24 protein-coding genes and 1 pseudogene are annotated in these 26,787 nt (G+C 65.2%); 10 read left to right on the top strand and 15 right to left on the bottom strand.

The genetic code is table 11. From position 1 onward, the window contains the following. Positions 1–188 precede the first annotated feature (188 nt). Positions 189–1,106 carry an alpha/beta hydrolase gene (locus E1748_RS03140; protein WP_133645688.1) on the top strand — a complete coding sequence of 306 codons (918 nt, stop codon included), beginning with the start codon at positions 189–191 and terminating at the stop codon, positions 1,104–1,106. Between the two features lie 373 nt (positions 1,107–1,479). Then, entirely contained in the window at positions 1,480–2,391 is a 912-nt protein-coding gene (locus E1748_RS03135) for a 2OG-Fe(II) oxygenase (protein ID WP_133645687.1), read from the top strand. A 20-nt stretch (positions 2,392–2,411) separates the two neighbouring features. Here the strand turns inward: E1748_RS03135 and E1748_RS03130 are convergent, their stop codons facing one another. From E1748_RS03130 to E1748_RS03120, 3 genes are all read right to left on the bottom strand, one after another. Beyond that, the gene (locus tag E1748_RS03130; protein WP_133645686.1) at positions 2,412–3,695 is read right to left on the bottom strand and encodes a DUF3443 domain-containing protein; all 1,284 of its coding nucleotides are present in this window, start codon (positions 3,693–3,695) and stop codon (positions 2,412–2,414) included. A 10-nt stretch (positions 3,696–3,705) separates the two neighbouring features. Continuing rightward, on the bottom strand, positions 3,706–4,155 hold the full coding sequence (locus tag E1748_RS03125) for a DUF2844 domain-containing protein (protein ID WP_240766479.1): 450 nt from the start codon (positions 4,153–4,155) through the stop codon (positions 3,706–3,708). A gap of 485 nt (positions 4,156–4,640) precedes the next feature. Beyond that, positions 4,641–5,039: a nuclear transport factor 2 family protein gene (locus E1748_RS03120; RefSeq protein ID WP_133645684.1), complete on the bottom strand. Its 399-nt coding sequence runs from the start codon at positions 5,037–5,039 to the stop codon at positions 4,641–4,643. 103 nt (positions 5,040–5,142) lie between these two features. Between E1748_RS03120 and E1748_RS03115 the strand changes: the two genes are divergently transcribed. Next, positions 5,143–6,102 carry a LysR family transcriptional regulator gene (locus tag E1748_RS03115; protein WP_133645683.1) on the top strand — a complete coding sequence of 320 codons (960 nt, stop codon included), beginning with the start codon at positions 5,143–5,145 and terminating at the stop codon, positions 6,100–6,102. Positions 6,103–6,160: 58 nt separating this feature from the next. Here the strand turns inward: E1748_RS03115 and E1748_RS03110 are convergent, their stop codons facing one another. The 3 genes from E1748_RS03110 to E1748_RS03100 form a co-directional block, all read right to left on the bottom strand. Then, entirely contained in the window at positions 6,161–6,688 is a 528-nt protein-coding gene (locus tag E1748_RS03110) for a hypothetical protein (RefSeq protein WP_133645682.1), read from the bottom strand. A 50-nt stretch (positions 6,689–6,738) separates the two neighbouring features. After that, positions 6,739–7,104 (bottom strand): hypothetical protein, encoded by a 366-nt coding sequence (locus tag E1748_RS03105; RefSeq protein WP_133645681.1) that lies wholly within the window; start codon positions 7,102–7,104, stop codon positions 6,739–6,741. A 457-nt stretch (positions 7,105–7,561) separates the two neighbouring features. Further along, entirely contained in the window at positions 7,562–7,834 is a 273-nt protein-coding gene (locus tag E1748_RS03100; RefSeq protein ID WP_133645680.1) for a hypothetical protein, read from the bottom strand. Between the two features lie 417 nt (positions 7,835–8,251). On the opposite strand from E1748_RS03100, the gene E1748_RS03095 reads away from it, so the two are divergent. The 7 genes and pseudogenes from E1748_RS03095 to E1748_RS03065 form a co-directional block, all read left to right on the top strand. After that, the gene (locus E1748_RS03095) at positions 8,252–8,584 is read left to right on the top strand and encodes a hypothetical protein (RefSeq protein ID WP_133645679.1); all 333 of its coding nucleotides are present in this window, start codon (positions 8,252–8,254) and stop codon (positions 8,582–8,584) included. Positions 8,585–8,815: 231 nt separating this feature from the next. Next, positions 8,816–12,028, top strand: coding sequence for an efflux RND transporter permease subunit (locus E1748_RS03090; protein ID WP_133645678.1), 3,213 nt, complete (start codon positions 8,816–8,818; stop codon positions 12,026–12,028). A gap of 16 nt (positions 12,029–12,044) precedes the next feature. Continuing rightward, positions 12,045–13,304, top strand: coding sequence for an efflux RND transporter periplasmic adaptor subunit (locus tag E1748_RS03085; protein WP_133645677.1), 1,260 nt, complete (start codon positions 12,045–12,047; stop codon positions 13,302–13,304). Between the two features lie 5 nt (positions 13,305–13,309). Continuing rightward, positions 13,310–14,836 carry an efflux transporter outer membrane subunit gene (locus tag E1748_RS03080; RefSeq protein WP_133645676.1) on the top strand — a complete coding sequence of 509 codons (1,527 nt, stop codon included), beginning with the start codon at positions 13,310–13,312 and terminating at the stop codon, positions 14,834–14,836. A gap of 66 nt (positions 14,837–14,902) precedes the next feature. Continuing rightward, entirely contained in the window at positions 14,903–15,589 is a 687-nt protein-coding gene (locus tag E1748_RS03075; protein WP_133645675.1) for a heavy metal response regulator transcription factor, read from the top strand. Continuing rightward, on the top strand, positions 15,589–17,100 hold the full coding sequence (locus E1748_RS03070) for a heavy metal sensor histidine kinase (RefSeq protein WP_133647208.1): 1,512 nt from the start codon (positions 15,589–15,591) through the stop codon (positions 17,098–17,100). Before E1748_RS03075 ends, E1748_RS03070 begins: the two co-directional genes overlap by 1 nt. Positions 17,101–17,437: 337 nt before the next feature. Further along, positions 17,438–18,328: pseudogene (locus tag E1748_RS03065) on the top strand (LysR family transcriptional regulator); the annotation flags it as partial. A gap of 176 nt (positions 18,329–18,504) precedes the next feature. Here the strand turns inward: E1748_RS03065 and E1748_RS03060 are convergent. From E1748_RS03060 to E1748_RS03020, 9 genes are read right to left on the bottom strand one after another with little or no spacing between them, the layout of a single operon-like run. Then, the gene (locus E1748_RS03060; protein WP_133645673.1) at positions 18,505–18,858 is read right to left on the bottom strand and encodes a RidA family protein; all 354 of its coding nucleotides are present in this window, start codon (positions 18,856–18,858) and stop codon (positions 18,505–18,507) included. Positions 18,859–18,884: 26 nt separating this feature from the next. Then, positions 18,885–20,039, bottom strand: coding sequence for an NAD(P)/FAD-dependent oxidoreductase (locus E1748_RS03055; protein ID WP_240766275.1), 1,155 nt, complete (start codon positions 20,037–20,039; stop codon positions 18,885–18,887). Next, positions 20,032–21,426, bottom strand: a complete 1,395-nt coding sequence (locus tag E1748_RS03050) for an FAD/NAD(P)-dependent oxidoreductase (protein ID WP_133645671.1) — start codon at positions 21,424–21,426, stop codon at positions 20,032–20,034. Before E1748_RS03050 ends, E1748_RS03055 begins: the two co-directional genes overlap by 8 nt. Then, on the bottom strand, positions 21,416–21,757 hold the full coding sequence (locus E1748_RS03045; RefSeq protein ID WP_133645670.1) for a (2Fe-2S)-binding protein: 342 nt from the start codon (positions 21,755–21,757) through the stop codon (positions 21,416–21,418). Before E1748_RS03045 ends, E1748_RS03050 begins: the two co-directional genes overlap by 11 nt. A gap of 16 nt (positions 21,758–21,773) precedes the next feature. Beyond that, positions 21,774–22,916 carry an NAD(P)/FAD-dependent oxidoreductase gene (locus tag E1748_RS03040; RefSeq protein WP_133645669.1) on the bottom strand — a complete coding sequence of 381 codons (1,143 nt, stop codon included), beginning with the start codon at positions 22,914–22,916 and terminating at the stop codon, positions 21,774–21,776. Beyond that, the gene (locus E1748_RS03035) at positions 22,913–23,719 is read right to left on the bottom strand and encodes an ABC transporter permease (protein ID WP_133645668.1); all 807 of its coding nucleotides are present in this window, start codon (positions 23,717–23,719) and stop codon (positions 22,913–22,915) included. The genes E1748_RS03040 and E1748_RS03035 overlap by 4 nt, the downstream gene beginning before the upstream one ends. Next, the gene (locus tag E1748_RS03030; protein WP_133645667.1) at positions 23,716–24,588 is read right to left on the bottom strand and encodes an ABC transporter permease; all 873 of its coding nucleotides are present in this window, start codon (positions 24,586–24,588) and stop codon (positions 23,716–23,718) included. Before E1748_RS03030 ends, E1748_RS03035 begins: the two co-directional genes overlap by 4 nt. Beyond that, the gene (locus E1748_RS03025; protein WP_133645666.1) at positions 24,575–25,675 is read right to left on the bottom strand and encodes an ABC transporter ATP-binding protein; all 1,101 of its coding nucleotides are present in this window, start codon (positions 25,673–25,675) and stop codon (positions 24,575–24,577) included. Before E1748_RS03025 ends, E1748_RS03030 begins: the two co-directional genes overlap by 14 nt. Positions 25,676–25,705: 30 nt before the next feature. Next, the gene (locus E1748_RS03020; protein WP_133645665.1) at positions 25,706–26,785 is read right to left on the bottom strand and encodes an ABC transporter substrate-binding protein; all 1,080 of its coding nucleotides are present in this window, start codon (positions 26,783–26,785) and stop codon (positions 25,706–25,708) included. Positions 26,786–26,787 lie beyond the last annotated feature (2 nt).

Here is a 26,787-nt window from a genome sequence, read left to right as displayed (position 1 = left end):
GGAGCGTTCGATGATCGCGCGAAGCAGAAAGAACCGTTGGCTGCTGGAACACCCGGCAGCGTGTGCGCGTGAGTGCATAGGCGTGAACGGAAGCGTCCGATGATTGCACGAAGCCGGAAGGACCGTTCGGCGCCGAAACGAGCATCAGCGTGCACACGTGAGAGCACTGACATGAATCGGAGCCGCCGATGATCACGCTTCGCAAGACGGGCAGCTTCTTCGTCGGCGGCCGGCGCGTGAGCGTCGAGGGGCGTGCGCCGTATCGCGTCACGTTGTCGTCGACGTCGACGCGCGAATACGATCCGAACGGCACGTACTGGATCGAAGCCGCGTACGTGCAGTACTTTCTGCAAGCGACGCCGCGTTACGCGGTGCCGCTCGTGCTGATGCACGGCGGTGGCCTGACGGGCGCGATGTGGGAGGACACGCCCGACGGCCGGCCCGGCTGGTTGCAGCGGTTGCTGGAAGAGGGCGTGTCGGTCTACGTGGTGGATAACGTCGAACGCGGGCGCGCGGGTTTCTGCGCGCTCGATGACGTGTGGCCTGCTCGTCCGCTGTCGCGTAGCGACGAAGAGTCGGCGCGGATCTATCGCTTCGGTTACGCGGGCCACCGTTTTCCGCTCGATGCGATGGCCGGTCTGTCAGCGCAGACGGTGCCGCGCTGGCCGAGCACGACCGCATTGCAACGGCAGGCGTTGATCGACGTCGTGATGCGCATCGGTCCGTGTGCGCTGCTCGGCTTCAGTCAGGGCGGCGGCCTCGTATTCGATGCAGCCGATGCGGCGCGTGATCTCGTGCGTGCATGTGTCGCGCTCGAACCGCATGGTGTGCCGGCTTCGTTCGATGCGGGTTTGCCGGGTAGGCCCGGGGTCGTCGTGTTCGGCGACTTTATCGAAGAGGACGACGCGTGGCGTGCACATGCGGCGCGCGCGAGTGCGTCGATGGCCGCATGGAATGCAGCCGGTGGACGCGGTGAACGTATCGATCTGCCCGCGCTCGGCCTGCGCGGCAACACGCACATGATGATGATGGACACCAACAGCGACGAGGTGCTGCGTGTGGTGATCGACTGGCTTGATCGGTGTGAGGGGATGCGGGTTGCGTGAGTGGGTGGGGCGGATGATGGCGAGGTCGGCGCTTTCTCTTTCGTCGTCGATGTCGCGGCCGCAACGTTCACTCGCCCGACGCAGGCCTGACTGCTTCGCCCCCGTGCTGCCTGTGTGGCTCATGCGGCCCATCTAGCGTGCGTCCTTGTTTCCGTAACACGCCTCCGCACGATACGTAACGCGCGAGGCCATCCCGCCACATTCGCGGCACACCCCCCCACGCCACCCAACCGCCCACGCCCCCGCAGCGGCCCCACACGCGTCATTGCCACAACGCCCAAAGATGGCACAAGATGTGCATGTTGTCCGATGGGAGGCCGGAACGAGCCGGTCGCGCAGCTCCCGCTTTCACGACGAACAGAACGAGACAATCATGCCGATACTTGACCGGTCCTGGCAGGACTGGCTGACCACCAATGTAGAACGAGGCTGCAGCGCCGAATCGATGATCGACGCGATGGTCGCTTCCGGCTTCGGGCGCGACATGGCCCGCGACACAGTCAAACAGATCGTGCTGGGCAAACCTGTTGCAACCGCGGCAACTGCGGCAACGGACGCAACCGTCGGCACCGTCGCAGCAGCAACGCAGCCGGCACCAGCAGACTCAACCAGCGCATCAACCCCCTATCGCTACGATCCATGCCCCGTGCCCGCCGGCAACGTGGTGCGCGCCGGCGGCCGCGACGTCAAGGTGTTGATGCGTTGCGAGCGTCCGCAGATCGTCGTCTTCGGCGACGTGCTGAGCGCCGACGAGTGCCACGAGTTGATGGAACGGTCACGCCACCGGCTGAAACGCTCGACGACGGTGAACGTCGTCGACGGTAGCGAAGACGTGATCCAGAACCGCACCAGCGAAGGCATCTGGTTCCAGCGCTGCGAAGATCCGTTCATCGCCGCGCTCGACCAGCGTGTCGCCGAGCTGATGAACTGGCCGCTCGAGAACGGCGAGGGCTTCCAGATCCTGCACTACAACGGCGGCGGCGAATACCGGCCGCACTTCGATTACTTTCCGCCCGATCAGGCCGGCAGCACGAAGCACACCTCACGCGGCGGCCAGCGTGTCGCGACGCTGATCCTGTATCTGAACGATGTGCCCGGCGGCGGCGAAACGATTTTCCCCGACGCGGGCATGTCGGTCGTCGCGAAGCAGGGCGGCGGCGTCTACTTCTCGTACATGAACAGCGACAGGCAACTCGATCCACTGACGCTGCACGGTGGCGCACCGGTCCGCGAAGGCGACAAGTGGATCATGACGAAGTGGATGCGCGAACACGCGTACGTCTGACGTGTGCCGCGCGACCCTGCTCAGTACGCGACGTACGGCCCGGTGCCGCCGGGCGTCGGCTGCTGTTCGATCGCGGCGTACACCGTGCGGCCGTAGAAGAACGGCAGTCCCCAGTCGAACACCGTCGACGTCACGAACGCAGGACCCGCGAACAGCGGCATCGCCGAGTCGTTGCCAAAGGTCTGCACGAGAGCGACCGCATTGCCGACGCTGAACGACACCGCGCTGTTCACGCCGTTGACGCCCTGGATCATCGCGCTCAACTGCTGCGTCGACGACGGGCAGTAGTACGCGTTGTTCGGACTCGAACACACAGGCAGCGCACCGGTCTGGAAGAAGAGGCCGGTCGAGCCGCTGTCGACGATGCTCTTCCCGTACGTCGTGCCGTTCTGCACGGTCGTGAACGTGCCGTTCGCGGGGCTCACACCGATCACCTGTGCGTTGCCGAGTCCGTTGTTGCTCTGCGTGCCGATGCCGAACACGAGCTGGCCGGACAGCGTTTTCGCGGCGTCCGCGACGGCTGGTAGCATGAGCAGCGAGCCGTTGTTATCGGTCGTGAAGTACGGCACCGGGTTCGCGACCTGCAGCGCTTCTTCGAGCGCGGTCGACGTGCAGTTCGAACCGTTGCACGTGTAGTACGTCGCCGGCAACGCCTGCTGCGTGCAGTTGAAACCGCAGTCGTGCTTGAACACGCCGATGCCGAGAATCCCGTTCGCGCCGAGCGCGCTCGCCGTGTTGCGCGATGCGCCGACGTTCGCGCAGTCGGTCGGCAACGATGCGTAGCCCGGATCGATCACCTGCACCGGCAACGACGCGGCCTTCTCTCCGCCGATCTGCACGTCGGCGATCCGCACGGGCCCCCACGTATAGCCGTCGAAGAACTGCATGCATTCGGCGAGCGCGCTGCCCGAGCCGTTCTTCTCCTGCGGCAGCGCGACCGATGTCGGCAATTGCGACGCGAACACGCGCAACCCCCACGAACCGGTATCGACCAGCACGTGATCGATCGTCTGACACTGCGTCGTGCCTGGCGCGCACACCGTCACGCTGACGAACGGCATGTTCGGCACACCGTTGACGCCTGCATCGACGGTGACCGCAGCAGCATTCGCGGCCAGCGTCTGCGCGGGGGGCGATGTGTTGGTCGTCTGCGTCGGCGATGAGGAGTTGGCCGTGGTGCTGCTGCCGCCGCTACCACCGCCGCCACCACCGCATGCGGTAACGCACAGCGAAACCAGTACGATCGACAGCCCTGAAAGCAGGCCGGAAAAACGGCGCTTGCCGTGCAACTGTGAATGGCTCATGAGCGCTCCGTTATTGAATGACGCTGGCGTCGACGCCGGCCGGGATCACGTGCGGCAGGTACGCGCGCCCGGAGAACGCGCGCAGATGACCGGCGGAAAACACGACCAGGTCGTCGCTCGATACTGCGAGCGGCGTCGCGCGTCGCGTCGCGTTGGCTGCGACGTAGCGATCGAACGACGTGCCGAGCGTCTCCTTCAGATCCGGCAGCGTCGGACCTTCCCACGCGACACCGAAGACGATGCCGCTGGCCGCGACGTATTCGCGCACGACGGTGCCGGACGCGAGCGTGATCGTGTGCACGGTGTAGCCGGCCGCGCTGGATTCGCTCTGCGACAACGCGTGCATGCGGACCTGGCCGGTACCGACGCTGGTGATGCCAGCACCGAGCGTTGCGTGGGCGGGTAGCGAGAGGACAAAAAGTGCCCCGAGCATTGCGTGAGCAATGCCTGTATGAAGCAGCGGTTTCAAGTGAATTCCTTCGCGGTGAGTGCGTCGGCGCAAACCGGAGAGCGTGCGCGGACGATAAACAGGGACGCCTGTACCCGGCCGCTCGCATCGTGTTTCAAGCGCGCGGAACGGGCGGCGTGAATGCGTCTACGGAGCGGCGGCGGGAAACTTTAGGAAGCGTCGCAATCGTTTGCCCGCGCTTGAAGGGAGCGCAGGTGGGGCGGTCGTCGCACGATGCGTTTGAGATAAAAAACGGCCGGGCCGATGGGGCGGCGCGGCGCTGCGTGTTTACCCGAAATCAGGCGTTTGAACCAAACACGTGTTTGACGGGGGCCGTCGTGCGAAAAATATTTTTCGTGTGACGCACGGTGGCTGCGTGCAGTTTAAAAATTCGCTCCATCCGCGGCGGTGGCGGTGGGTGGAGGTTTACCGAAGTGAAAGCCGTAGCGTGTGTGTTGCGTCTGGCCAATCCATGTTGAACGGCAACCGCCCGCGCTTCAGTCGAAGGTGCGCGCGATAAAAGAAGCCTTCACCGTGATCAGCCAGTTGCCATCCACCTTGTGCATGACCAGGTGATCGTTGAACAGCTTCTTGCCGATCCGCACCCTCGCGGTGGCGGTGGAAAGACTGTCCGAGATGTTTTCGATGGACAGGATCGCTTCGTCTCTCGGCGAGTCGGTCGATCGGGGGCTTGGCCTGTCGTTGATGAGCGCCGCGTAGTCCGGTGACGATAGCGTGTTCAGCCGGCCTTCATCCAGCCACTGGACAACGCAGACCGGATGAAAGACCTTGCCGAAGTCGCGGCTCTTCGGCTCATAGGCCAGATTGAAATAGTCGTCGATCAAGGCGGCGACGGCCTGGGTCTGGGTCTGGGTCGGGGTTTGGGTCTGTGTCATTGCCGGGTTTCCTCGATGGTTGATCGATCCGTATAGTGAGGATTTCCTCTGCCATCGGCTACGGCGAGTCGGTTATCGCTGCCATTACCGGAACACATAGATCATGGATGACCTCGATGGAGGGCTTGTCGGCGGCTTGCTCGTGCTGGCTGCGGTCGCCGAATCCGGCAGCTTCGGTCGGGCTGCTTCTCGTCTGGGCAAGACTCAGCCTGCGGTGAGTCGTGCCATCCAGCGACTCGAGGACCGTCTGCACGCGAAGCTCGTGCAGCGCACGAGCCGACACGTTGAAGTGACCGACGCCGGGCATGCGCTGTTGTCGAAAGTGCTGCCGCTACTCCAGGGAATCGAAGAGGCGACGCTCGATGCGTCAGGCGAGACTTCGGTCGTCGACGGCACGCTGCGGGTTGCGTGCGATGCGCGATTCGCCGACCTCGTACTGGCGCCGGAGCTCGCCCAGTTCATGAGAGACCATCCTGCGCTTCAACTGAAGCTTGAGACCAGGAATGGCCTCTCGGACCTGGTGAGCGACGGGTTCGATCTCGCGATACGGTTTGGGTCGCCGTCCATTTCAAGCCTGGTGTGTCGCCGGCTATACAGCCCGCGAGTGCTGACCGTTGCCGCGCCGTCTTATCTGCAGCGACGCGGTCGACCCAGGTCGCCGAACGATCTGGTCGACGATGGCCATGAATGCATTCAGGCCATCGATCCAGCGACCGGCCGACCCTTCGAGTGGGAGTTCTGGCGAGGCGACGAGAAGGTGAAGGTGGCCGTGAGCGGCAATCTGACAGTCACGGATGCGGGAACCAAAATCGGGACCTGTCTTGCAGGCTACGGGATCGCTCAGGTGATCGATCTGGGCATCGACGCGCATCTGCGGGCGGGCACACTGGAACCCATCTTGACGGACTGGCCTGACGAGACGTTTCCTCTTTACGTCTACTACCCCAGCCGGAGCCACGTCCCGGCCAAGGTCCGGGCATTCATCGACTTTGTTGTCGGCATGATGCCCGGGCGACAACCTCACACGCTGCGGGATGCGCTGGAAATCACGACTGGGTCCTGAGTCCCGCCTTCGTGGAAACGGTGCACGCTGACCCGGGCGACAGCATGCACCTGAACGCTCAGTACGCTCCCGGCGGAGGAGGCGGCGGCGAACCCGGCGGCGGAGGCGGTGGCGTATTCACGTAGCCCGACGACGACTGCATCGTGCGCATGCGACCCGACACCGGGATGCGATCGCCCGACGCGTACATGCACTGCAGGTACGCATAGTCGTAGCGCTGCTGCACGTCGTACGCGGAGCCTTGCGCGGCGCCTGCACCGAACACGCTGCCCGCGAGCAGACCGGCACCCGCACCGACCGCTGCCCCTGCGCCGCCGTTGAACGCCGCACCGGCCGCCGCACCAATCGCGGTACCCACAGCTGCACTGCCGAGCGCACTCGCCGTCGCTGCCTGATTGGTCGACACACCGCCGACCTGGTTGAACGCGAACTGGCGGCACGAACCGTCGTCGGCGCGGAACTGATCGAACGTCTTGCCGGTGCCCGGCAGCGCCATCACGCTCGGACCGGTCGGCACGATCGCGCACGCGCCGAGCAGTCCGCTCGACGCAAGCGCGGCGACGAGAGCAAACCTGGAAAATTTCATGAGCTTGTACCTTGCGGATTTCCGTTACGAATGAATCGTTCAAGCGATGTTCAGTTGTTCGGCGCGGGCGGCTGAGCGGGTACTGGTCGCCAGCCCGAGCGGCATTCTTTCGCGTACGGGTAGTACGTCTTCGTCGCGTCGCAGTAGTACCAGGTGCCGGCGGTCTGCGCGGGTTCGCCGTCGGCGGTGGTCGCGCCGGGTTGCCCCTGCTCGACGTATTCCTGCGGCTCCGGTGCGGGGACCGGCACGGGCACGGCAACAACCGGCGGATAGGGCGGGTAGTAGTACGGCGCCCACGGGTAGTAGCCACCGCCGCCGCCGATGTACACGCCCACGCGCGCAGCCTGGGCGACGCCGCTCGCGCAGATGGCCACGGCCGCGACAGACAGGCCGAGCACGACATTGAGTTTTTTCACACGTATCTCCACAACGAAACGACGGCAACGCGAATGCCGACACTCCCGGAGCAAAGCGCTGCTCTCCGGTATGGCTGAACGCTATGCCAGGCGTGATCGCAACTCAATTACGGGGACTCGCGCGATTTTTTCAGTGCATTACGCGATGCGTGGCGCCGCGCGGCACGAGACGGTGAGCGACGCGCGTACAGCCCGTCGCGACAACGTTTTCCGCGTGGCGAAAGATGTGCAGGATGGCGAACGAAAAGTTACCTGCCGGTAATATCCGCGGCGCACTGGAAAGGGATGGAAAGCCGGATGGCAAGGCGGGCGAAAGCCGTTACGGCGAGCCGTTCCAGCGATCCGTGGCGGCTAGCCGGAAAAGAACAGGAGGGTTATCGACAAGGAACCGTGCGGTTCGCGAGAACCGCACGGCATTGCATGGCGCGAGTGCCTCGATCGCGCAGGGATCGAGCGCTCAGACGTGGTGAACGCGCGGCGTGTCGGTGTCCGGTGAATGGGCGGCCGGATGCGCGGGCAGCGCCGAAGTCCGGTCGAATTCGTCGAGTTCGAGCAGCATGCCGTCGACTGCGACCAGTTGGCCCTTGGTCAGATGGTCGCGGGTCAGGATCTGATGCAGTCTGCGACGCCAGTAGCTCGACGGGAGGATCGGCCCGGCCAGGTCGCCGACCAGCGAAGGCCGCATGACTCTGCCGATGTGCGCGATCTCGTAATCGAGGAAAGTAATCATGACGCCCCCGTAGATTTCTTTAAATTGGCCGACAGAAATCGTCGTTTTGTATGACAAAAATGTAGTCCAAATTTCGTAAATTGCAACCTCGCAATTGACGTCGCGACGAACTTTGCAGCAGTTGCAATGACACGCAGTGTAAGGGGAGCGCGGCCGCGCTAATTTCCCGATTACCGAGGTTTTCCTGCCGCAGTTCGGCGCGCACGCTTCGGCTCCGCTCCCGGCCACGCGCCATACAAGGGTTTCCCCGACCATTAATGGCAAAAGCGCCATCGTTTCGCCAGCAACGGGCCACGGTGTGCCGCCTAGACTCCGCTCCGTACTGCGATCGTCTGTTGCATCGCTTTTTCCAGCGCGGATCGCCGTACTCGAGTTTTCCCGCCTCTCTCTATCGTCTCGTCTTCCAGGAGCCGCATCATGAACCGATTGCTTAACGCTGCCTCAACCGCCTCGCGCCCATCCGTGCGCGCGTCGTTCGCCGCGCTTGCCGCATTCGTTGCCGTCGCCGGCACCGGCGTTGCTCACGCGCAGGACGCATCCGATTCCTCCCAGCCCATGCAACAGATGCAGCAGACCCAGCCCGTCGCAGCGACGCCGGTCGGCACGAACGACGTCGGCGGCTCGTATGCCGGCTCCACTTCGTCGGGCGCCGGCCTCACGCGCGCCCAGGTGGTTCAGCAGCTTGATCACGCGCAACGAGACGGCCAGCTCAAACAGCTGGACGACACGCTGTACAAGGGCGGTCAATAAAGGGCGGTCAATAACCTGCCCACGGCCGGGCTCGCACCGTACGCACACACACGTGCCTGCATAAAAGTGCGAGGCGCTTCGTCGCCGCACGCCCGGCTTCCTCTTTCATCGCGATGCTGACAACCGCGCCATATTGGCGTCATGGTGGCGCCCGCCCGGCGCCCTAGCATCGCGGATGTTCAATGATCCGCCTGCCGCGGCGGCCTTTTTTCATGACTGCGGGTTGCCCCCATGTGGATCGTCAATCTGGCTCTCAAGCGGCCTTATACGTTCATCGTTCTCGCGATCGCGATCGTGCTTGCCACGCCGTTCGCGTTGCTGACGATGCCGACGGACATCTTTCCGTCCATCGATATTCCGGTGATCAGCATCATCTGGAATTACACCGGTCTGTCGGCGAAAGACGTCGCGGATCGCATCACGTCGGTCAACGAGCGCAGCCTCACGACGACCGTCAATAACATCCAGCACATCGAGTCCGAATCGCTGTCGGGTATCGCGATCATCAAGCTGTTCCTGCAGCCCGGCGCGAACCTGCAGACCGCGATTGCGCAGACGGTCGCGAACGAGCAGGCGCAGTTGAAGCAGATGCCGCCGGGCGCGACGCCGCCGCTCGTGATCACGTATTCGGCGTCGAGCATTCCGGTCGTGCAGCTCGGGCTGTCCAGTTCGACGATGAGCGAGCAGGCTGTCGCCGACATCGCGATGAATTTTCTGCGTCCGCAGCTGATCACGATTCCGGGCGCACAGGTGCCGTATCCATACGGCGGCAAGACGCGCGTCGTATCGGTCGATCTCGATTCGCGCGCGCTAATCGCACGCGGCCTCGCGCCGGCCGACATCGTCAACGCGGTCAACGCGCAGAACCTGATCCTGCCGACCGGCACCGCGAAGCTCGGGCAGACCGAATACACGATCGGTACGAACGGCTCGCCCGACACGATTGCCGCGCTCAACGATATTCCGGTGCGCACCGTCAACGGCTCGACGGTGTATCTGCGCGAAGTGGCGCACGTACGCGACGGCTACACGCCGCAGACCAACATCGTGCGTCAGGACGGCAGCCGTGGCGTGCTGCTGTCGATCCTGAAGAGCGGCGATGCGTCGACGCTCGAGATCGTCGATACGTTGCGGGCGCTGCTGCCGCACGCGCGCGATTCGCTGCCGCCAGGCATCAAGATCGTGCCGCTGTTCGATCAATCGGTGTTCGTGCGCGCGGCGATCAGCGGCGTGATCCGCGAAGCCGCGATCGCCGCCGCGCTGACCGCCGCGATGATCCTGCTGTTCCTCGGCAACTGGCGCAGCACGGTGATCATCGCCGTGTCGATTCCGCTGTCGATCCTGTCGTCGCTGCTCGCGCTGCATGCGCTCGGCGAAACGCTGAACATCATGACGCTCGGCGGCCTGGCGCTCGCGGTCGGGATTCTCGTCGACGATGCGACCGTGACGATCGAGAACATCGAGCGCCATTTGCATCTCGGCTCGGGTCTCGAACACGCGATCCTGAACGGTGCCGGCGAAATCGCGACACCCGCGTTAGTTTCGACGATGTGTATCTGTATCGTGTTCGTGCCGATGTTCTTCCTCACCGGCGTCGCACGCTATCTGTTCGTGCCGCTCGCCGAAGCGGTCGTGTTCGCGATGATCGCGTCGTACATCCTGTCGCGTACGTTAGTGCCGACGCTCGCGCTGCTGATGATGAACCACGGTCCCGCCGCGCAGCGTGCGCCCGGCGCGAAGCCGGGCGTGTTCATGCGCGTGCATCTCGCGTTCGATCGTGCATTCGAACGGGTGCGCGCGAACTACGTCGTGCTGATGGGCATGCTGCTCGCGCGGCGGCGTTTCTTTGCGCTCGCGTTCGCGGGTTTCTGCGTGGTGTCGACGGGGCTGGTGTTCACGCTCGGCCGCGACTTCTTCCCGAACGTCGATGCCGGCGATATCCGTTTGCATATGCGCGCGCCGAGCGGTTTCCGGATCGAGGAAACCGCGCGTCTCGCCGATGAAGTCGAGCGCACGGTGCGCGAGGTCGTGCCGCCGTCGGACCTCGAAACGATCCTCGATAACCTCGGTTTGCCGTACAGCGGGATCAACCTGTCGTACAGCAACGCGGGCACGATCGGCACGCTCGACGGCGAAATCCAGGTCGCGCTGAAACCCGGTCACCAGCCGACGCAGAATTACGTGCGGCGTCTGCGCGAATTGCTGCCGCAGCGTTTTCCGGGCGTCGAATTTTTCTTCCAGCCCGCCGACATCGTCACGCAGATCCTGAACTTCGGGCAGCCCGCCGCAATCGACGTGCAGGTGGTCGGCAACAATCTCGCGTCGGACATGACGGTCGCGAGTCAGTTGATGAAGAACGTGCGGCAGGTGCCCGGCGCCGTCGACGTACACATCGAGCAGCGTAACGACGAACCCTTGCTGACGATGCAGATGGACCGCACGCGGCTGCAGCAGGTGAATCTCGCGGCGAACAACGTCGCGCAGAATCTGCTGGTGTCGCTGTCGGGCAGTTCACAGACTGCACCGGCGTTCTGGCTGAACAAGCAGAACGGTGTCGAATATCCGCTGACCGTGCAGACGCCGCAGTACCAGGTGTCATCGCTCGACGACGTGCTGCGTACACCGGTCGCACAGCCGACCGCCGGCACCAACGGCAACCTGCAACTGCTCGGCAATCTCGCGTCGGTGAAGCCCGGTGCGCTGCCGGTCGTCGTCACGCACTACAACATCCGTCCGGCGATCGATCTGTACGTGAGTGTCGATGGACGCGATCTCGGCTCGGTCGCATCGCGCATCGACGGGATCGTGTCGAACGCGCGCGCGACGCTGCCGCGCGGTACCGATCTCGTCGTGCGCGGCCAGGTGCAGACGATGCGCTCGTCGTACGTCGGGCTCGGTGTCGGCGTCGCGATGGCGATCGTGCTCGTCTACCTGCTGATGGTGATCAACTTCCAGTCGTGGCTCGATCCGCTGATCATCATCAGCGCGTTGCCGGCGGCGATTGCGGGCATCGTATGGATGCTGTTCCTCACCGGCACGCATCTGAGCGTGCCGGCGTTGACCGGCGCGATCATGACCGTCGGCGTTGCGACCGCGAACAGCATTCTCGTCGTGTCGTTCGCGCGGCAGCGGCTCGCAGAAGGCGCGATGCCGCTCGTTGCCGCGCTCGAAGCGGGCGCGACGCGGATCCGTCCGGTGCTGATGACGGCCGCCGCGATGATCATCGGGATGGTGCCGATGGCGCTCGGACTCGGCGAAGGCGCCGAGCAGAATGCGCCGCTCGGCCGCGCGGTGATCGGCGGGTTGCTGTTCGCGACGGTGTCCACGCTGCTGTTCGTGCCGATGGTGTTCGCCGGTGTGCACAACCGCCTCGCGCGGCGTCGCGCACGCCGGGATGTGCGCAACGACACGCACGGCGACGCCCAACCCGATTCCCTTTCCTGATGCGTCACCGACCGACATGAACGACAAACATCACGAATCCCTCGCGATTCACGCGGACGATCCGGACCACGGCATGAACCTGCCGCCGCGCTCAGCCGTGCGCCGGCGTGCGCGCTACGCGCTGTACGGCGTCGTGCTGCTGCTCGCGGCCGGTTCGGTCCGCACGATCCTCGCGAACGTCAGTAACGAGCACACGCTGTCGAAAGTGGTCCAGCAGAACGCGCGTCAATACGTCGACGTCGTGACGCCGCAGGCCGCCGATGCGGCCACCGCCGCCGACGCGCAGGTGACGTTGCCGGGCACGCTGCGCGGCTACGCCGAATCTCCCGTCTATGCGCGCGCGACCGGCTATGTGAAACGCTGGTATGTCGATATCGGCGCGCACGTCGAGCAGGGTCAACTGCTCGCCGAGCTCGACACGCCCGAGGTCGATCAGGAACTCGCGCAGGCGATCGCGCAGCGTCAGCAGTCGGCGTCGACCCTTGCGCTCGCGAAGGTGTCGCTGGCTCGCGCGCAGCAGTTACGGCAACGCGACGCCGTGTCGCAACAGGAACTCGACGACCGCCAGGGCGCGTACAACCAGGACGTCGCGAACATCTCCGCCGCCGACGCGAACGTGCGACGCCTCACGCAGCTCGAATCGTTCAAGCGGATCGTCGCGCCGTTCGCGGGTGTGATTACCCAGCGCAACATCGATACCGGCGATCTGATCGACGCGGGCAGCGGCAGCAGCACGCGTGCGCTGTTCGCGGTCGCGCAGTCGGATCCGCTGCGGATTTTCGTACAGGTGCCGCAGTCGTACGCGAACACGGTCACGACGGGCGAGCACGTGCAGGTGCGTCAGGCCGAACTCGCGAACCGCACGTTCGACGGCGTGATCTCGCATGTGTCGGGTGCAATCGATGTCGGTTCGCGTTCGTTGCAGGTCGAAGTGCGGCTGCCGAATCCGGACGGCGTGCTGATTCCGGGCGCGTACGTACAGGTCAGTTTTGCGGGCGCGGTGCAGGGTCATCTCGTGTTGCCGGGCAATACGCTGCTGTTTCGCGCGCAGGGTCCGCAGGTTGCGGTGGTCGGCGCCGATAACAAGGTGCAGTTGAAGTCGGTTGTGATCGCGCGCGATCTCGGCACGGCGCTCGAGATCGAGAGCGGCATTACGCCGACCGATCGCGTCGTGCTGAATCCCGCCGATTCGATCTCGAACGGCGACACCGTCACGCTCGCGACGAAGGGGCCGGCGAAGGCAGTCGCCAAACCGGCATCGGGGGCGGCTGCATGACGGGGATGCTTAATCGGAGGCGAGGTGAGCTGCGCGTGTCGCTGATCGCCGCGCTTGCTACGCTCGCCACGCTCGGTCTCGCCGCCTGCACCGTCGGTCCGAATTATGTGCGTCCGCAGGTCGATACGCCGGCGGCCTGGCGTACCGCATCCGCGCCGCCAGGCTGGCGGCCGGCCGCGCCGGGTCACGCGCCGCTCGATCCGGACTGGTGGACGATCTTCGGCAGCACGCGGCTCGACTCGCTCGAACAGCAGGCGCTCGCGGGCAACCAGACGCTGCGTGCCGCGAGCGCGCACTACGATCAGGCGCGTGCGCTGCTCGCGTCGGTATCGTCGAGCGCGGCGCCCGAGATCGATCTGAACGGCGCGGCATCGCGCGAGAAAATTTCCGCCGATCGGCCGCAGCTGAACTACGGCACGCTGAACCAGTCGACCGTGCAAAACGATCTGACCACGGGTATCGGCGCGAGCTACGACGTCGATCTGTTTGGACGGATTCGTCGCGAGATCGAGGCGTCGAGTGCATCGGCCGAACAATCGGCAGACGACCTCGCGAACGCGCGGCTCGTCGTCACGACCGATCTCGCAACCGCGTATTTCGCGCTGCGCGAGCTCGACGCGGAAATCGATGTGCTCGACCGTTCGACTGCGTTGCAACAGAAGGCGCTCGCGTTCGTCACCGCGCAGCACGACAGCGGCGCGGTGTCCGGGCTCGACGTGTTGCAGCAGCAGTCGCAACTCGACGCGACGCGCACGCAGCGGCAATTGCTCGTCAACCAGCGCGCGCAGTTCGACAGCGCGATCGCTGCGCTGATCGGCGTGCCCGCGCCGGATTTCACGATCGAACCGGCCGTCGAGATGCCGCCGATTCCCGAATTGCCGGCCGGTGTGCCGAGCGATCTGCTGCAGCGACGGCCGGATATTGCATCGGCGGAACGCGCGATGGCTGCCGCGAACGCGAGCATCGGTGTCGCGCGTGCGGCATACTTTCCGGATCTGACGCTGTCGCCGCAGATCGGCTGGGAGGCCACGCGCTTCGCGAGCCTGTTCGGAGCGCCGGCTCTGGCGTGGTCGATTGGGGCGTCGGCGGGCGAGGTGCTGTTCGACGGCGGGCGACGCGCAGCCGGCGTCGCGTTTGCGCAGGCCGGCTACGTGGCCGCCGAGGCGACCTACCGGCAAGCCGTGCTGGACGCGTTCCAGCAGGTGCAGCGTGCGGTGACCGGGCTCGCGGTGCTCGACGACGCGGAGCATCGCGCGCAAGCGGGCGTCGAGGACGCGAAACATCTGTTGAGCCTCGCGAACGATCGCTATGCAGGCGGTCTGACGGCGTTCATCAACGTGCTCGACGCGGAGCAGCAGTTGTTGACGGCACAGCGCACCGAGGTGCAAATTGCGGGCAGTCAGGCTGCCCTTGTCGTGCAACTGGCGAAGGCGTTGGGCGGTGGATGGCGGGGTGGGGCGGCGGAGGGTAAGCCGGCTGGCACACCATCGAGCCCGGCGACCGCGCAGAGTACGAAGACGGGAAACGGCTGATGCAGCAGTAGAGGGGATGCGGCGAAAGAAGTATCGCCAGAGCCGCCCCTGCAACAAAGGGACACGATGAAAGTACTATTGATCGAAGACGAACCGAAAGTCGTCGAATACCTGCGTAACGGGCTGTCCGAGCAAGGCTGGGTCGTCGACGTCGCGACCGACGGCGAGGACGGCGCGTTCATGGCGAACGAGTACGACTACGACGTGGTGATCCTCGATGTGATGCTGCCGAAACTCGACGGCTTCAGCGTGCTGAAGACGATCCGCGCGCACAAGCAGACGCCGGTCATCATGCTGACCGCGCGCGACCGCGTCGACGACCGAGTGCAGGGACTGCGCGGCGGCGCCGACGACTATCTGATCAAACCGTTTTCGTTTCTTGAACTGGTCGAACGTCTGCATGCGCTGACGCGTCGCGCGCGCACGCAGGAATCGACGCTGATCTGCGTCGGCGATCTGCGTGTCGATCTGATCAGCCGCCGCGCGAGCCGCGACGGCACGCGGCTCGAACTGACCGCGAAGGAATTCCAGCTGTTGAGCGTGCTCGCGCGCCGGCATGGCGAGATCCTGTCGAAGACGCAGATCACCGAACTTGTCTGGGACGTCAACTTCGAGAGCGACACCAACATCGTCGAGACGGCGATCAAGCGGCTGCGCGCGAAACTCGACGGCCCGTTCGCTAGCCGGCTGCTGCACACGATCCGCGGGATGGGCTACGTGCTCGAAGAACGCGACGGAGGCGCACCATCATGATGAAATTGTCGATTTCCCGCCGCCTGTCGATCATGTTCGCGGCGGTCGCGCTGCTGGTGTTCACGCTCGTCGGCTTCGGCCTGTTCGTGATGATGGAGCAGCAGCTGAACGGCGATCTGCGCGCGACGCTGAACGCGCGCGCCGAGATCGCGCGTTCGGTGATCTCGCATGTGTCCACGGCGGAGAAATGGCATTTTGTCGGCGAGCATCTCGCCGATCTGTCGCAGGCTGGACGGCCGCTTTTCTATGTCGACAGCCCCGATCCGCGGTTTCGCCTCGGCAAGTCGTTCACCGATGGCGACCTGATCCGCACCGACGGCGCGTACCGGATCGTGCGCCTGAAGAACCACCACGCCGACATGCTGATCACCGAGTTCAACGTGCCCGCGTCGGGCGAGCGACCGGCAGTGCGGGTCGTCGTCGCCGGTGACTGCGGCGCGAGCGAGCGGATGCTGCATCGCTTCGCGGTGACACTGGTGGTGCTGATCGTGCTGGCAAGCGCTGCCGTGCTGCTGCTGAGCAGTATCGTCACGCGCTTCGGGTTACGGCCGCTCGCGCGGCTCTCCGAAGAAGCGGGGCAGGTTCGCGTGGGCAATCGCGGTCAGCGGCTGCGCACCGATGCATTGCCCGGCGAACTGCACGATCTCGCGACGTCGTTCAACGGTGCACTCGAACGGCTCGACGGCGCGTACGGACGACTCGAATCGTTCAACGCGGACGTCGCGCACGAGCTGCGCACGCCGGTCAGCATCCTGATCGGGCAGACCGAAGTCGCCCTCACACGCGACCGCTCGATCGGTCAGCTGCAGCAAACTTTGCAGTCGAATCTCGAAGAGCTCGAACGTCTGCGCGTGATCGTCAACGACATGCTGTTCCTGTCGCGGCGCGACCGCGGTGAACGCGCGGTCAACGTGACCGACGTGTGGATCGCCGACGAGATCCGCCGGATGGTCGACTTCATGGACATCGCGTTCGACGAGGCGCAACTGAACGTCGAACTGAGCGGCAATGCGCGCGCGGCGATCGATCCGTCGCTGGTCGGCCGCGCGCTGATCAACCTGCTCACCAACGCGATCCAGCACTCGAAGCCCGGCGGCACGGTGTCGGTGAAGGCGGAACAGCGCGGCAGGCAGGTGTTCGTCGCGGTATCGAATGCGGGCACGCCGATCGCGCCCGAACTGCGGATGAATATTTTCGAGCGCTTCTACCGGCTCGACGAATCGCGTTCGAACAGCGGCGAGAATCATGGCCTCGGGCTCGCGATCGTCAAGGCGGTCGCGGAGATGCACGGCGGCAGCGTGTTCGTCGCGTGCGAGCAAGGCGTCAATACCTTCGGCTTTTCCGTCTCGGCCGCCGATCTGGCCACGACGGTCGCGCGTCCCGAACCGCACGACGAACGTGACGATCGGGATGGGCGCACGATGCGTCCGAATCCGGTGGCGCGCCGACCGCGTCTCGGCACCGAAGCGGCCGCGTTGTTCGCGACGTCGCGACGGCGTCGGCGGGTTTAGCCGCTGCGCATCCGCGCAGACCACGCGGTTTCAACCCGCCGGCCTGCCCGGGCAAAACACCCCTTTTATCCCACCGGGTCACGCCCATCGCGCCTCTCACGATGCGGCGAGCATGATCCGCGTCCGCACCGCCCGCCGCCCGCGTTGGCACGTGCGTTCGCTTCCGTGCAGGGTTTCTCCCTAGATGACAGAATGGTCATTTTCCGGCCAGCGTTTGGACAGGGCCTCCTGCCTAGACTGTGCCATGCCGTGATAGTCGTGACCCTGCGTCCGGCTGCGGCGGCGCACCGCGGATCGACCCCCGCCGGTCCGGTGCATGAGTCACAGGAGCCGTTTCATGGATCATCTGGAATCGATGCGAATCTTCGTTCGCGTCGCCGATCTCGGCAGCTTTGCGCGCGCGGCCCAGGCAATGGATGTGTCCGGTGCCGTGGTCACGCGTCACGTCGCGGGGCTCGAAGGGCGGCTCGGCGCGCGACTGCTGAATCGCACGACGCGCAGCCTGTCGCTGACCGAAGCCGGTCAGCTGTATCTGGAGCGTGCGCGGCAGGTGCTCGGCGAACTCGAGGATGTCGAGCAGATGGTGCTGTCGCGTAACCATCAGCCGATCGGCACGCTGCGTATCGTCGCGCCGGTTGAGTTCGGCATGCACGCGCTCGGTCCGGTGCTGCAGAGCTATACCGAACGCTATCCGAAGGTGATTCCCGACGTCACGCTGGTCGACCGTCCGGTCGATCTCGTCGAAGAAGGTTTCGACGTCGGCGTGATGGCGTCGCAGCAGGTGCGCGCGGGCAGCATCGTCACGCGGCGCTTCATGACCACGTATCTGATCGCGTGCGCGGCGCCGACCTATCTCGCGAAGCACGGCGTGCCGCGCGAACCCGCGCATCTGAAGGGCCATGCATGGCTCGGATTGTCATCCGACGATAACGCCGCCGCGCAGACCTTCACCGGCGCGCACGGCAGCATGCGCGTGAGCCCGGTCGATGCGATCGTCGCGAACAACGCCGAGATGCTGCGCCGCTGCGCGTTGCTCGGGATGGGCGTCGCGTTGCTGCCGGCGTATCTGGTCGGCGACGATCTCGCATCCGGCCGGCTCGTGCGTCTGCTGGACGACTACACGCTGCCGCATGTCGAATACAGCGTCGCGTACCCGAGCCGCCGCCATCTGCCGGCGAAGGTGCGGACGTTTGTGGATCACGTGGTCGCGCGTTTCGGTGGTACGCCGCTCGATCTGCCGCCGGTGGTCGATGATGCGCTTGAGGATGCGCTGGCGTGACAGCGCGTCATGATAACCGTCGCGCGAAGCAGTGCTATGCGAGTGCGACGGCCATGGTCAAAGATGCGCTCGCGCTGACAGCGCTTCATGACCGCGCGCAATGACGGTCACCGCGCGAAGCAACCCTAAGCCAGCGCGACCGCCATAATCTCGACCAGCAGTTCAGGCGCCGCGAGCTGCGCCTGAACCGTTGCCCGCGCCGGTGAGCAGCCCGGCGCGACCCACGCATCCCATACTTCATTCATCCCCGCGAAATCGCGTTCGATATTCGCTAGCCAGATTTGCGCGGACAACAGCCGCGTCTTGTCGATACCCGCCTGCTTCAGAAAACCGTCGATCTTTGCGAGTACCTGCGCGGTCTGTGCCTTGACGTCAGGTGTGCGTTCGGCTGCAGTCTGCCCGCCGATAAACACGAGGCCAGCGGCCTTGACGACGCGGCTCATCCGCTGGTTGCTGTCGATGCGTTCGATATCGTTCATCAGTGTGGATCCTTCGAGTGAAAAAATCAGTGTGAAGCGGTGGCCGTCGCGGTTGCGGCGGAATGATCCGCACGCCCGAAGCGGTCGATCGCAAACGCGTCAACAGGCAGCGACGCGTATCCATCGAGCACGAGTTCGGCAACGAGCCGACCGCACACAGGGCCCAGCTGAAAACCGCTGCCGCAATAACCAAACGAGTAAGTGAGGTTGTCCGCGCGACGGCTGCGCGACAGCACCGGCAGTTCATCGTCGATGAATGCTTCGACGCCGGCCCACGCGCGATTAACGCCGAGATTGCGCAGATGCGGGAACAGATCGGTGACGGTCTGCGCGCTGCGCACGAGCCGCGCGAAATCCACTTCGCCGTGCCGCCCCGCGAGATCGGCGATGCCGATCAGCTTGCCGCCGATCACGACCGTCCCATTGTCGAACTGCTTGAACGACAGCGGCCGGCCGGTCGCACCGAGCGTCGCGTGGCAGAACGGCGCAACGCGATGCGTGACCATCAGCATCAAACCTTCCGGATGGGCGGGCACGTCCTCGCCGACCTGACGCGCGAGTTCCGCGGCCCACGCGCCCGCGGTCACAACCAGATGCGGCGCGGAAAACGTGCCCGTCGGCGTGTGCGCGAACCACTGCTTGCCGCGCCGTTCGATACGCGTAACCGGCGTGCCTTCATGAAAGCGTGCGCCGAGACGCTGGGCCGCGAGACGGAACGCGGTCGTCGTGCGATAGGGCCGTGCATAGCCGTCGTGCTCCACGTAGATACCGCCGGTGACGTGCGGCGCGAGTGCCGGTTCGAGCGCGCGCAGCGTTTCGCGATCGATCACGCGTTCATGCGTGAAGCCATGCGCTTCGAGCAGCGCGACGCGCGCGCGGCATGCGTCGAGTTCCGCTTCGGTTTCCGCGATCTTGATCTGGCCGGACGGCACGAAGCCGCCGTCGTCGCCGATCAGATCGGCGAGCCCGTGCCAGATTTCGCGCGATGCCAGCGCGAGCGGAATCTCCGGCAACGGCCGGCCAAGCGTGCGCACGCCACCCGCATTGACGCCCGATGCATGACGTCCCACGTAATCCGCTTCGAGCACGGTCGCGCGCACACCACGGCGCGCGAGATGAAACGCGCTGCTCGAACCGTGCAGTCCGCCGCCGACGATCAATACCTCGGTCGCATCATTCACCGGCAAGCTCTCCGAGCGTGAGCGGTTTGATCGGCGGACGGATGCGGTAGTAGCCGACCGCTTCCGGCTCGACGTTGCGCGCGGCGGCGATGACTTCGGTGACCGTGAGCCCGCACAGACGTCCCTGGCACGGACCCATCCCGCAGCGACCGAACGACTTCGCCTGGTTCGGTCCGAGACAGCCGAGCGACACGAAGTGCCGCACTTCACCGGCAGTGACTTCTTCGCAGCGGCAGACGGTGACATCGTCGGCGGGAATGCGGTTCGCGTCGCGCGGGCGGTACAGTGCGTCGAGGAATGGACGGATGCGCATCACGTCCGCCAATTTCTCGCGATGCGGACGTGCGGCCGCGTCGCGTGCGGCGGCGTCGAGCTTGCCGAGTTGCGTCGCGACCGCGAGCGCGGCGAGTTCGCCGCGTTGCGCCGCTGCTTCCGCACCGCCGATGCCCGAGCCATCGCCGGCGACGAATACGCCCGCGACGTCGAGTTCGCCCCATACATCGGTCTCGGGCGTGAAGCACAGTTGCGCTTCATCCCAGCGATGCTTCGCACGCAGCGCATGCGTGAACTGCGTGTTCGGCACGACGCCTTGATGCAGCAGCACCACCGATGTTTCGATGCGCTGCGGGACACCCTTCACGCTGAAGTGCAACGCCGCCGCGCGTGGTGTGCCGTCGTCGCCGGGTGCGCTTTCGATGCGAAGATCGTCCGCTGCCGTGTAGGTCGGCACGCCGGCTTCGCGCAACGTGCGCATCAGATGCAGCCCCTTGCTCAGAAACGGCCACGCGCGCAGCGCCGCGAACAGATGTTTCTTCGCACGCCAGCGATCCTCATGGCGTGTCGTATCGACGAGCGCACGAATCTTCACGCCCGCTCGCACGTACTGCCAGCCGAGCAGATACAGCAGCGGTCCGCAGCCGGCGAGCACCGGCGGTTCGGCGGGCACTTCGCCTGCGCTTTTCAGCAGGATCTGCGCGGCGCCCGCGGTCAGCACGCCTGGTAACGTCCAGCCGGGCACAGGGAACGGTCTCTCAAGTGCGCCGGTCGCGAGGATCACGCGACGTGCGTCGAAGCTGCCGACCTTGCCGTCGCGCAGATAGTGGACGCTGCGCTCGCGTGTGACCTGCCACACCGATGCGCCCGCGACATGGCGCGCACCCGATGCGGCGAACGCGGCAGCAAGCGGCGCACCAGCTGCGTAGTCGGGGCCGAGGATCGTGCGGCGCGTGTCGTCGCTGCGCTCGATCGCGCGATAGATCTGTCCGCCGACGGCGTCCTGTTCGTCGAGCAGCACGACCGACAAACCAAGCTGCGCGGCGCGCGTTGCTGCCGCGAGTCCCGCGGGGCCTGCGCCCACGACTGCGACGTCGATCGCTTCAGTGTTCATGAGCGTTCTCCGCGACGATGGACGGTGGCAGATCGCGTGCGCCTTCCTGCGAGTGGATGCGCATGCCGTCGCGCACAGCGACCATGCAACTCTGACGACTCGGCACGCCGTCGATCTCGACGAGGCATTCGAAGCACACGCCCATCATGCAGTACGGCGCACGCGGCGCACCCGATACGGGCGTCGCGCGAAAGCGATCTATACCGGCGGCGAGCAGTGCTGCTGCGACAGAGCGTCCGCCGGGCACGCGCAGCGGTTCGTCGTTGAACCAGATGTCGACGGGCGCGTCGGTGGCGCCGGGCAACACCGTGAAGAGCGGTTTCGTGGTCATGGAATGTGCGTATAGGTCAATGAGCGCGATGCGGCACAGCGGCGGCATCGAGAAAGCGGCGTCCGGTGAAAACGGGAAGTTCGTCGGGCATCGGCGCACCTGTGATCCACGGTGCGATGCGCATCGCGTGTGCTGCCGCGAGCGTGACGCCGCTGTGGCAGGTCACGACGAACGCGCCGGGATACTGCGCGGATTCGTCATAGACCGGAAAACCGTCGGGGCTGTAGACGCGCAACGCAGCCCACATCCGCACGAGCCGCACGTCGCGCAGCAGCGGGAACGCGCGCAGGTTGCGGCGAGCGATCGATGCGAGCACGTCGGTTGTCGTGAAGTCGTTGTAGCCGACTTCTTCCATCGAATCGCCGAACTGCACCGAGCCTTCGTCGGTTTGCCGGACATTGAGCGTCGGGTACTCGAGAAAGCGCTCGACGCGTTCGCTGACGAGTACCTGTCCGCGATTCGGCGCGACCGGCGCATGCAGTCCGACGTGCGGCGCGAGCGCGCGATTGCCGAGTCCGGCGGCGAGCACGATGCGCGGGGCGCGCCATGTACGTTGCGCTGAATGTACGACGAAGCTGCCACCCTGCGGTTCGATGCGCTGCACGTCCACACCGTTGACGAGTGAGACGCCGCGCTGCTGCATCTCCGCGTGCAGCGCGCGCAGCAGCTTCAACGGATTCACGTGACCATCCATCGGCGTGTAGCTCGCGCCGATCACGTCGGGGCCGATCGCTGGCAGGCGGTCGTGGACGTCGCGTGCGTCGAGCATCTGGTACGGATAGTCACCGGCGAGTTCGCGCCGCAGCGTCGACAGACGTTCTTCGCGCGCGGTGAGTTCTTCGTCCGAGAAGCAGAACTGAAAACCGCCCGGCTGGCGCAGCGCGACGTCGATGCCTGTACTCTCCAGCAGCGACGCGGCGAACGCGGGCCAGCGTTCCGACGAACTGCGGGTCCAGCGTGCATACGGCGTGAGCCCGTAGCCCTTGCCCTGCACCCACACGAGGCCAAAGTTGCCGCGCGATGCGCGAAAACCACCATCGTCCTGGTCGAGCACCGCGACGCGTGCGCCTTCGCGCGCGAGTCCGCAGGCTACGGCTGAACCCACGAGTCCGCCGCCGATTACCAATACGTCAGGGCTCGCGGAATACGATCCGTTCATCGGGATTCTCCGATCAGAATACGGTCCAGCCCGGCCAGCCGGTCGAGCAGCACCATCAATATGATCGTGCCGGCGATCATCAGCGTCGCCACCGAGGTGACGAGCGGATCGATCGTCTGCGCGATCTGGTTGTACATCGCAACGGGCAGCGTCGTCGTGCCGGGTGTGGCCACGAAAATCGTCATCGTCAGCTCGTCGAAGCTCTGGATGAACGACAGCACCCAGCCGCCAGCGACGCCGGTGCGGATCATCGGCAGCACGATGCGGCGAAACGCGGTGAAGCGGCTCGCGCCGCACGACAACGCGGCGCGCTCCGCATCGCGGTCGAGTCCGATCGCCGCCGACAGCGCAAGGCGCAGCGCATACGGCAGCACGACCACGACGTGCGTCGCGGCGAGCGGCCAGAACGAACCGTTCAGATGCAGCATCGACATGAAGCGCAGGAATGCGATGCCGAGCACGACGGCGGGAATCATCATCGGCGACAGGAAGAAGCTCGTCAGTGCCGAGCGGCCCGGAAAGCGATAACGCGCGATTGCGAGCGCGGCCGGCACCGCAAGCACGACGCCGATCGTCGCGGCGACGAACGCGAGCCGCGCGGACAGCCAGAATGCGTCGACGATGTCGCCGTTCTGCAGGATCGCCTTGAACCAGCGCAGCGATGCACCGTCGAACGGCATCGAGATGAAGCCCTTGTCGGTGAACGCGACGAGCACCACGACGATGAGCGGCGCCGCGATGAACGACAGGAACAGCGCGTTGTACGCGAGCGACCAGAAACCGTTGCGCGAGGTCCCGTTCATTCGAACACCTGACGGAAGCGGCGCTCGGCGAGCTTGCTGCAGCCCGCGACGATCGCGACGTTCGCGATCAGCAGCAGCACGGCGATGCTCGCGCCGAGCGGCCAGTTCAGCGTGCCGAGGAATTCGTCGTATGCGGCGGTCGCGACCACTTTCAGACGGCGTCCGCCGATCAGCGCGGGCGTCGCGAACGCGGACGCAGACAGTGCAAACACGATGATCGAACCGGACAGCACGCCGGGCAGGATCTGCGGCAGCACGACGCGACGAAACACCTTCGCCGGCGATCCGCCGAGCGAACGGCCGGCCCATTCGACCTGCGGATCGAGCTTCTGCAGCGTCGCCCATACCGACATCACCATGAACGGCACCAGGACATGCGTGAGCGCGATGATCGTGCCGGTCATCGTGAACACCAGACGTATCGGCTCCGACGTGATGTGCAGCGCCCGCAGCGCGTCGTTCAGCACGCCGTTGTTGCCGAGCAGGATCTGCCAGCCGAGCGTGCGCACGACGACCGAAATCAGCAGCGGGCCCAGTACGACGAGCAGGCACAGCGACTGCCACGGTTGTTTCATCCGCGCGAGGATGATCGTTTCCGGTACGCCGAACACGATGCTCGCGAGCGTGACCGCGCACGCGAGACCGGCGGTGCGCAGAAAGATCGTCCCGTAGTACGGATCGGTGACGACCTCGAAATAGTTCGTCAGCGTCCATCCCGGTTGAACGCCGGCCGTATCGCTGAACGCGTGGAACGACAGCATGAACGTGAGGATGAGCGGCACCAGCAGCAACGCACTGAACAGCAGCAATGCCGGTCCCGACAACAGCCACGGCGCGGCGCCCGCGCGATCGTGATCAAGCGTGGCCATCGGCGGCCTCCTGTTCGAGTACGCGCAGATCGTCGTCGGACCAGTCGATGCCGACTTCCATGCCTTCGGCTGGCGGCGGCGCGCCGAAATTCGGCTGCGCGATGGAGAGCTTGCCGAGCGCCGAATCGATTTCCAGCAACCACTGGTTGCCGACGAACACGCGTGTTGCGATCCGGCCGCGCGTGCGCGATGCGGTTGCCGTTGCTGATGTAGCGTCGGATTCCTGCGGTGAGAGACGCATTTTTTCCGGGCGGATATAGACGTGGACGTGTCCCTGTACTTCCCGGCCTTCGTGCGGCACTTTCAGCGTCGTGCCTGCCACCGACACTTCTGCGCAACGTCCGTTGCGGCGGATCACTTCGCCCGGTAGTGCGTTGGTGCGGCCGAGGAACGTCGACGCGAACGGCGTGCGTGGTCGCTCATACGCTTCGAACGGCGTGCTCAACTGCGCGATGGTGCCGCGATGCATCACTGCGATGCGATCGCTCATCGTCATCGCTTCCACCTGGTCATGCGTGACGAGAATCGTCGTGATGCCGAGGCGTCGCTGGATCGCGCGCAGTTCGATGTGCATTTCCTCGCGCAGCTTCGCGTCGAGATTCGACATCGGTTCGTCGAGCAGCAGCAGATCGGGCTGCATCGCGATCGCGCGTGCAATCGCGACGCGTTGCCGCTGCCCGCCGGATAACTCCTTCGGATAGCGCGCACCGAGTCCACCGAGCCGCACGAGATCGAGCGCCTCGGCGATACGCTGCATCCGCTCGGGCCGCTTCACGCGACGCATCTCGAGCCCGAAGCCGACGTTGTTCTCGACCGTCATGTGCGGAAACAGCGCGTAGCTCTGGAATACGACACCCATGCCGCGCTTTTCCGGGCGCTCGGCGGTGATGTCGCGACCGTCGAGCACGATGCGGCCCGTGGTCGGCGTGACGAAGCCGGCGATCATCTGCAGCGTCGTCGTCTTGCCGCAACCCGACGGTCCGAGCAGCGACAGGAATTCGCCGCGCTCGACGGAGAGATCGATCTGCTCGACGGCCGTGAAATCGCCGTAGCGTTTCGAAAGGCCCTGCAGGGTGAGGAAGGTCATGATCGCGTGCCGTATCGTGAGGAGGGGCGATTAGCGCTCGACCGAACGGTTCCAGCGCTCCGTCCATTCGGTGCGGTGCTGGTTGATCGTCGTCCAGTCGACGGCGACGAGCTTCGCGATCTGATCGGGACCGTACGGCACGCGCGCGGCAACTTCCGGTGTGAGCTTCACCGTGCGATTGACCGGACCGAGACCGATGGCCTGCGCCTGCATTGTCTGCACCTCGGGACTCAGCAGGTACTGGATGAACTGCTGCGACAGCGCCGGCTGCGCGTTCTCCGCGATCGCGCATGCACCGACCTGCAACGCGACGCCGCCTTCCTTCGGGTAGATAAACTTCAGCGGAAAGCCGGTGTTCTGCAACGCGACTGCACGGCCGCTGCCGTAAGGAGCCAGGATCACGTCGCCGCTTTGCATCAGCCCGTCCATCTCGCCGGGCGTCGGTGCCCACGACAGCACGTTCGGCGCGACCTGCTTCGTGATCGCGGTGAAGCCGGGGTCGATGTTCTTCTCGCCGCCGCCGTTCATCCGCGCGAGCATCACGAGCGTGTGCAGGCCATACGTGTTGGTGATCGGCGGGACACCGATCTTTCCCTTCAGACGTTTGTCGGTGAGCGCGTTCCACGAATCGGGCGGCGGCAGGCCCGCTTTCTTGAAGGCTTCTTCGTTGTAGCCGAGACCCGTCGCGACCATGCCGATACCGACGGCGGTCGGACCGAGTCGCGCGAGCGGGTACAGGTCCTTCAATACGGGCGCGTCATCGATTTTCGCGCACAGGCCGAGCTGCATCGCCTGGTACATCGGACCGTCGTCCATCACCGCGACGTTGATCTGCTGATGCCCCTTCTGCGCCTGCAGTTTCGCGAGCGTGTCGCTCGAATTCCCCGCGACGTAGACGATTTTCACGTTGTGCGCTTTTTCGAACGCAGGGATGATCTTCTGCCGGTACAGCTGTTCGTTCGAGCCGCCGACGTTCGCGACGTAAAGCGTCGTCTCCGCATGCGCGAGCATCGTGCCCGCCAGTGCGAGCGTCGCCGCGAGTACGCGGGCGAGCGGATGAATCGACGGGCGGAAGGGCGGCGGAAGCCGGCGGGACGATGGCTGATTCATGA

The organism is Paraburkholderia flava, from assembly GCF_004359985.1.
Classification (GTDB): Bacteria; Pseudomonadota; Gammaproteobacteria; order Burkholderiales; family Burkholderiaceae; genus Paraburkholderia; species Paraburkholderia flava.
Note: the sequence above shows the minus strand (reverse complement) of the source record. Positions and strands in the feature narration are given on the sequence as shown.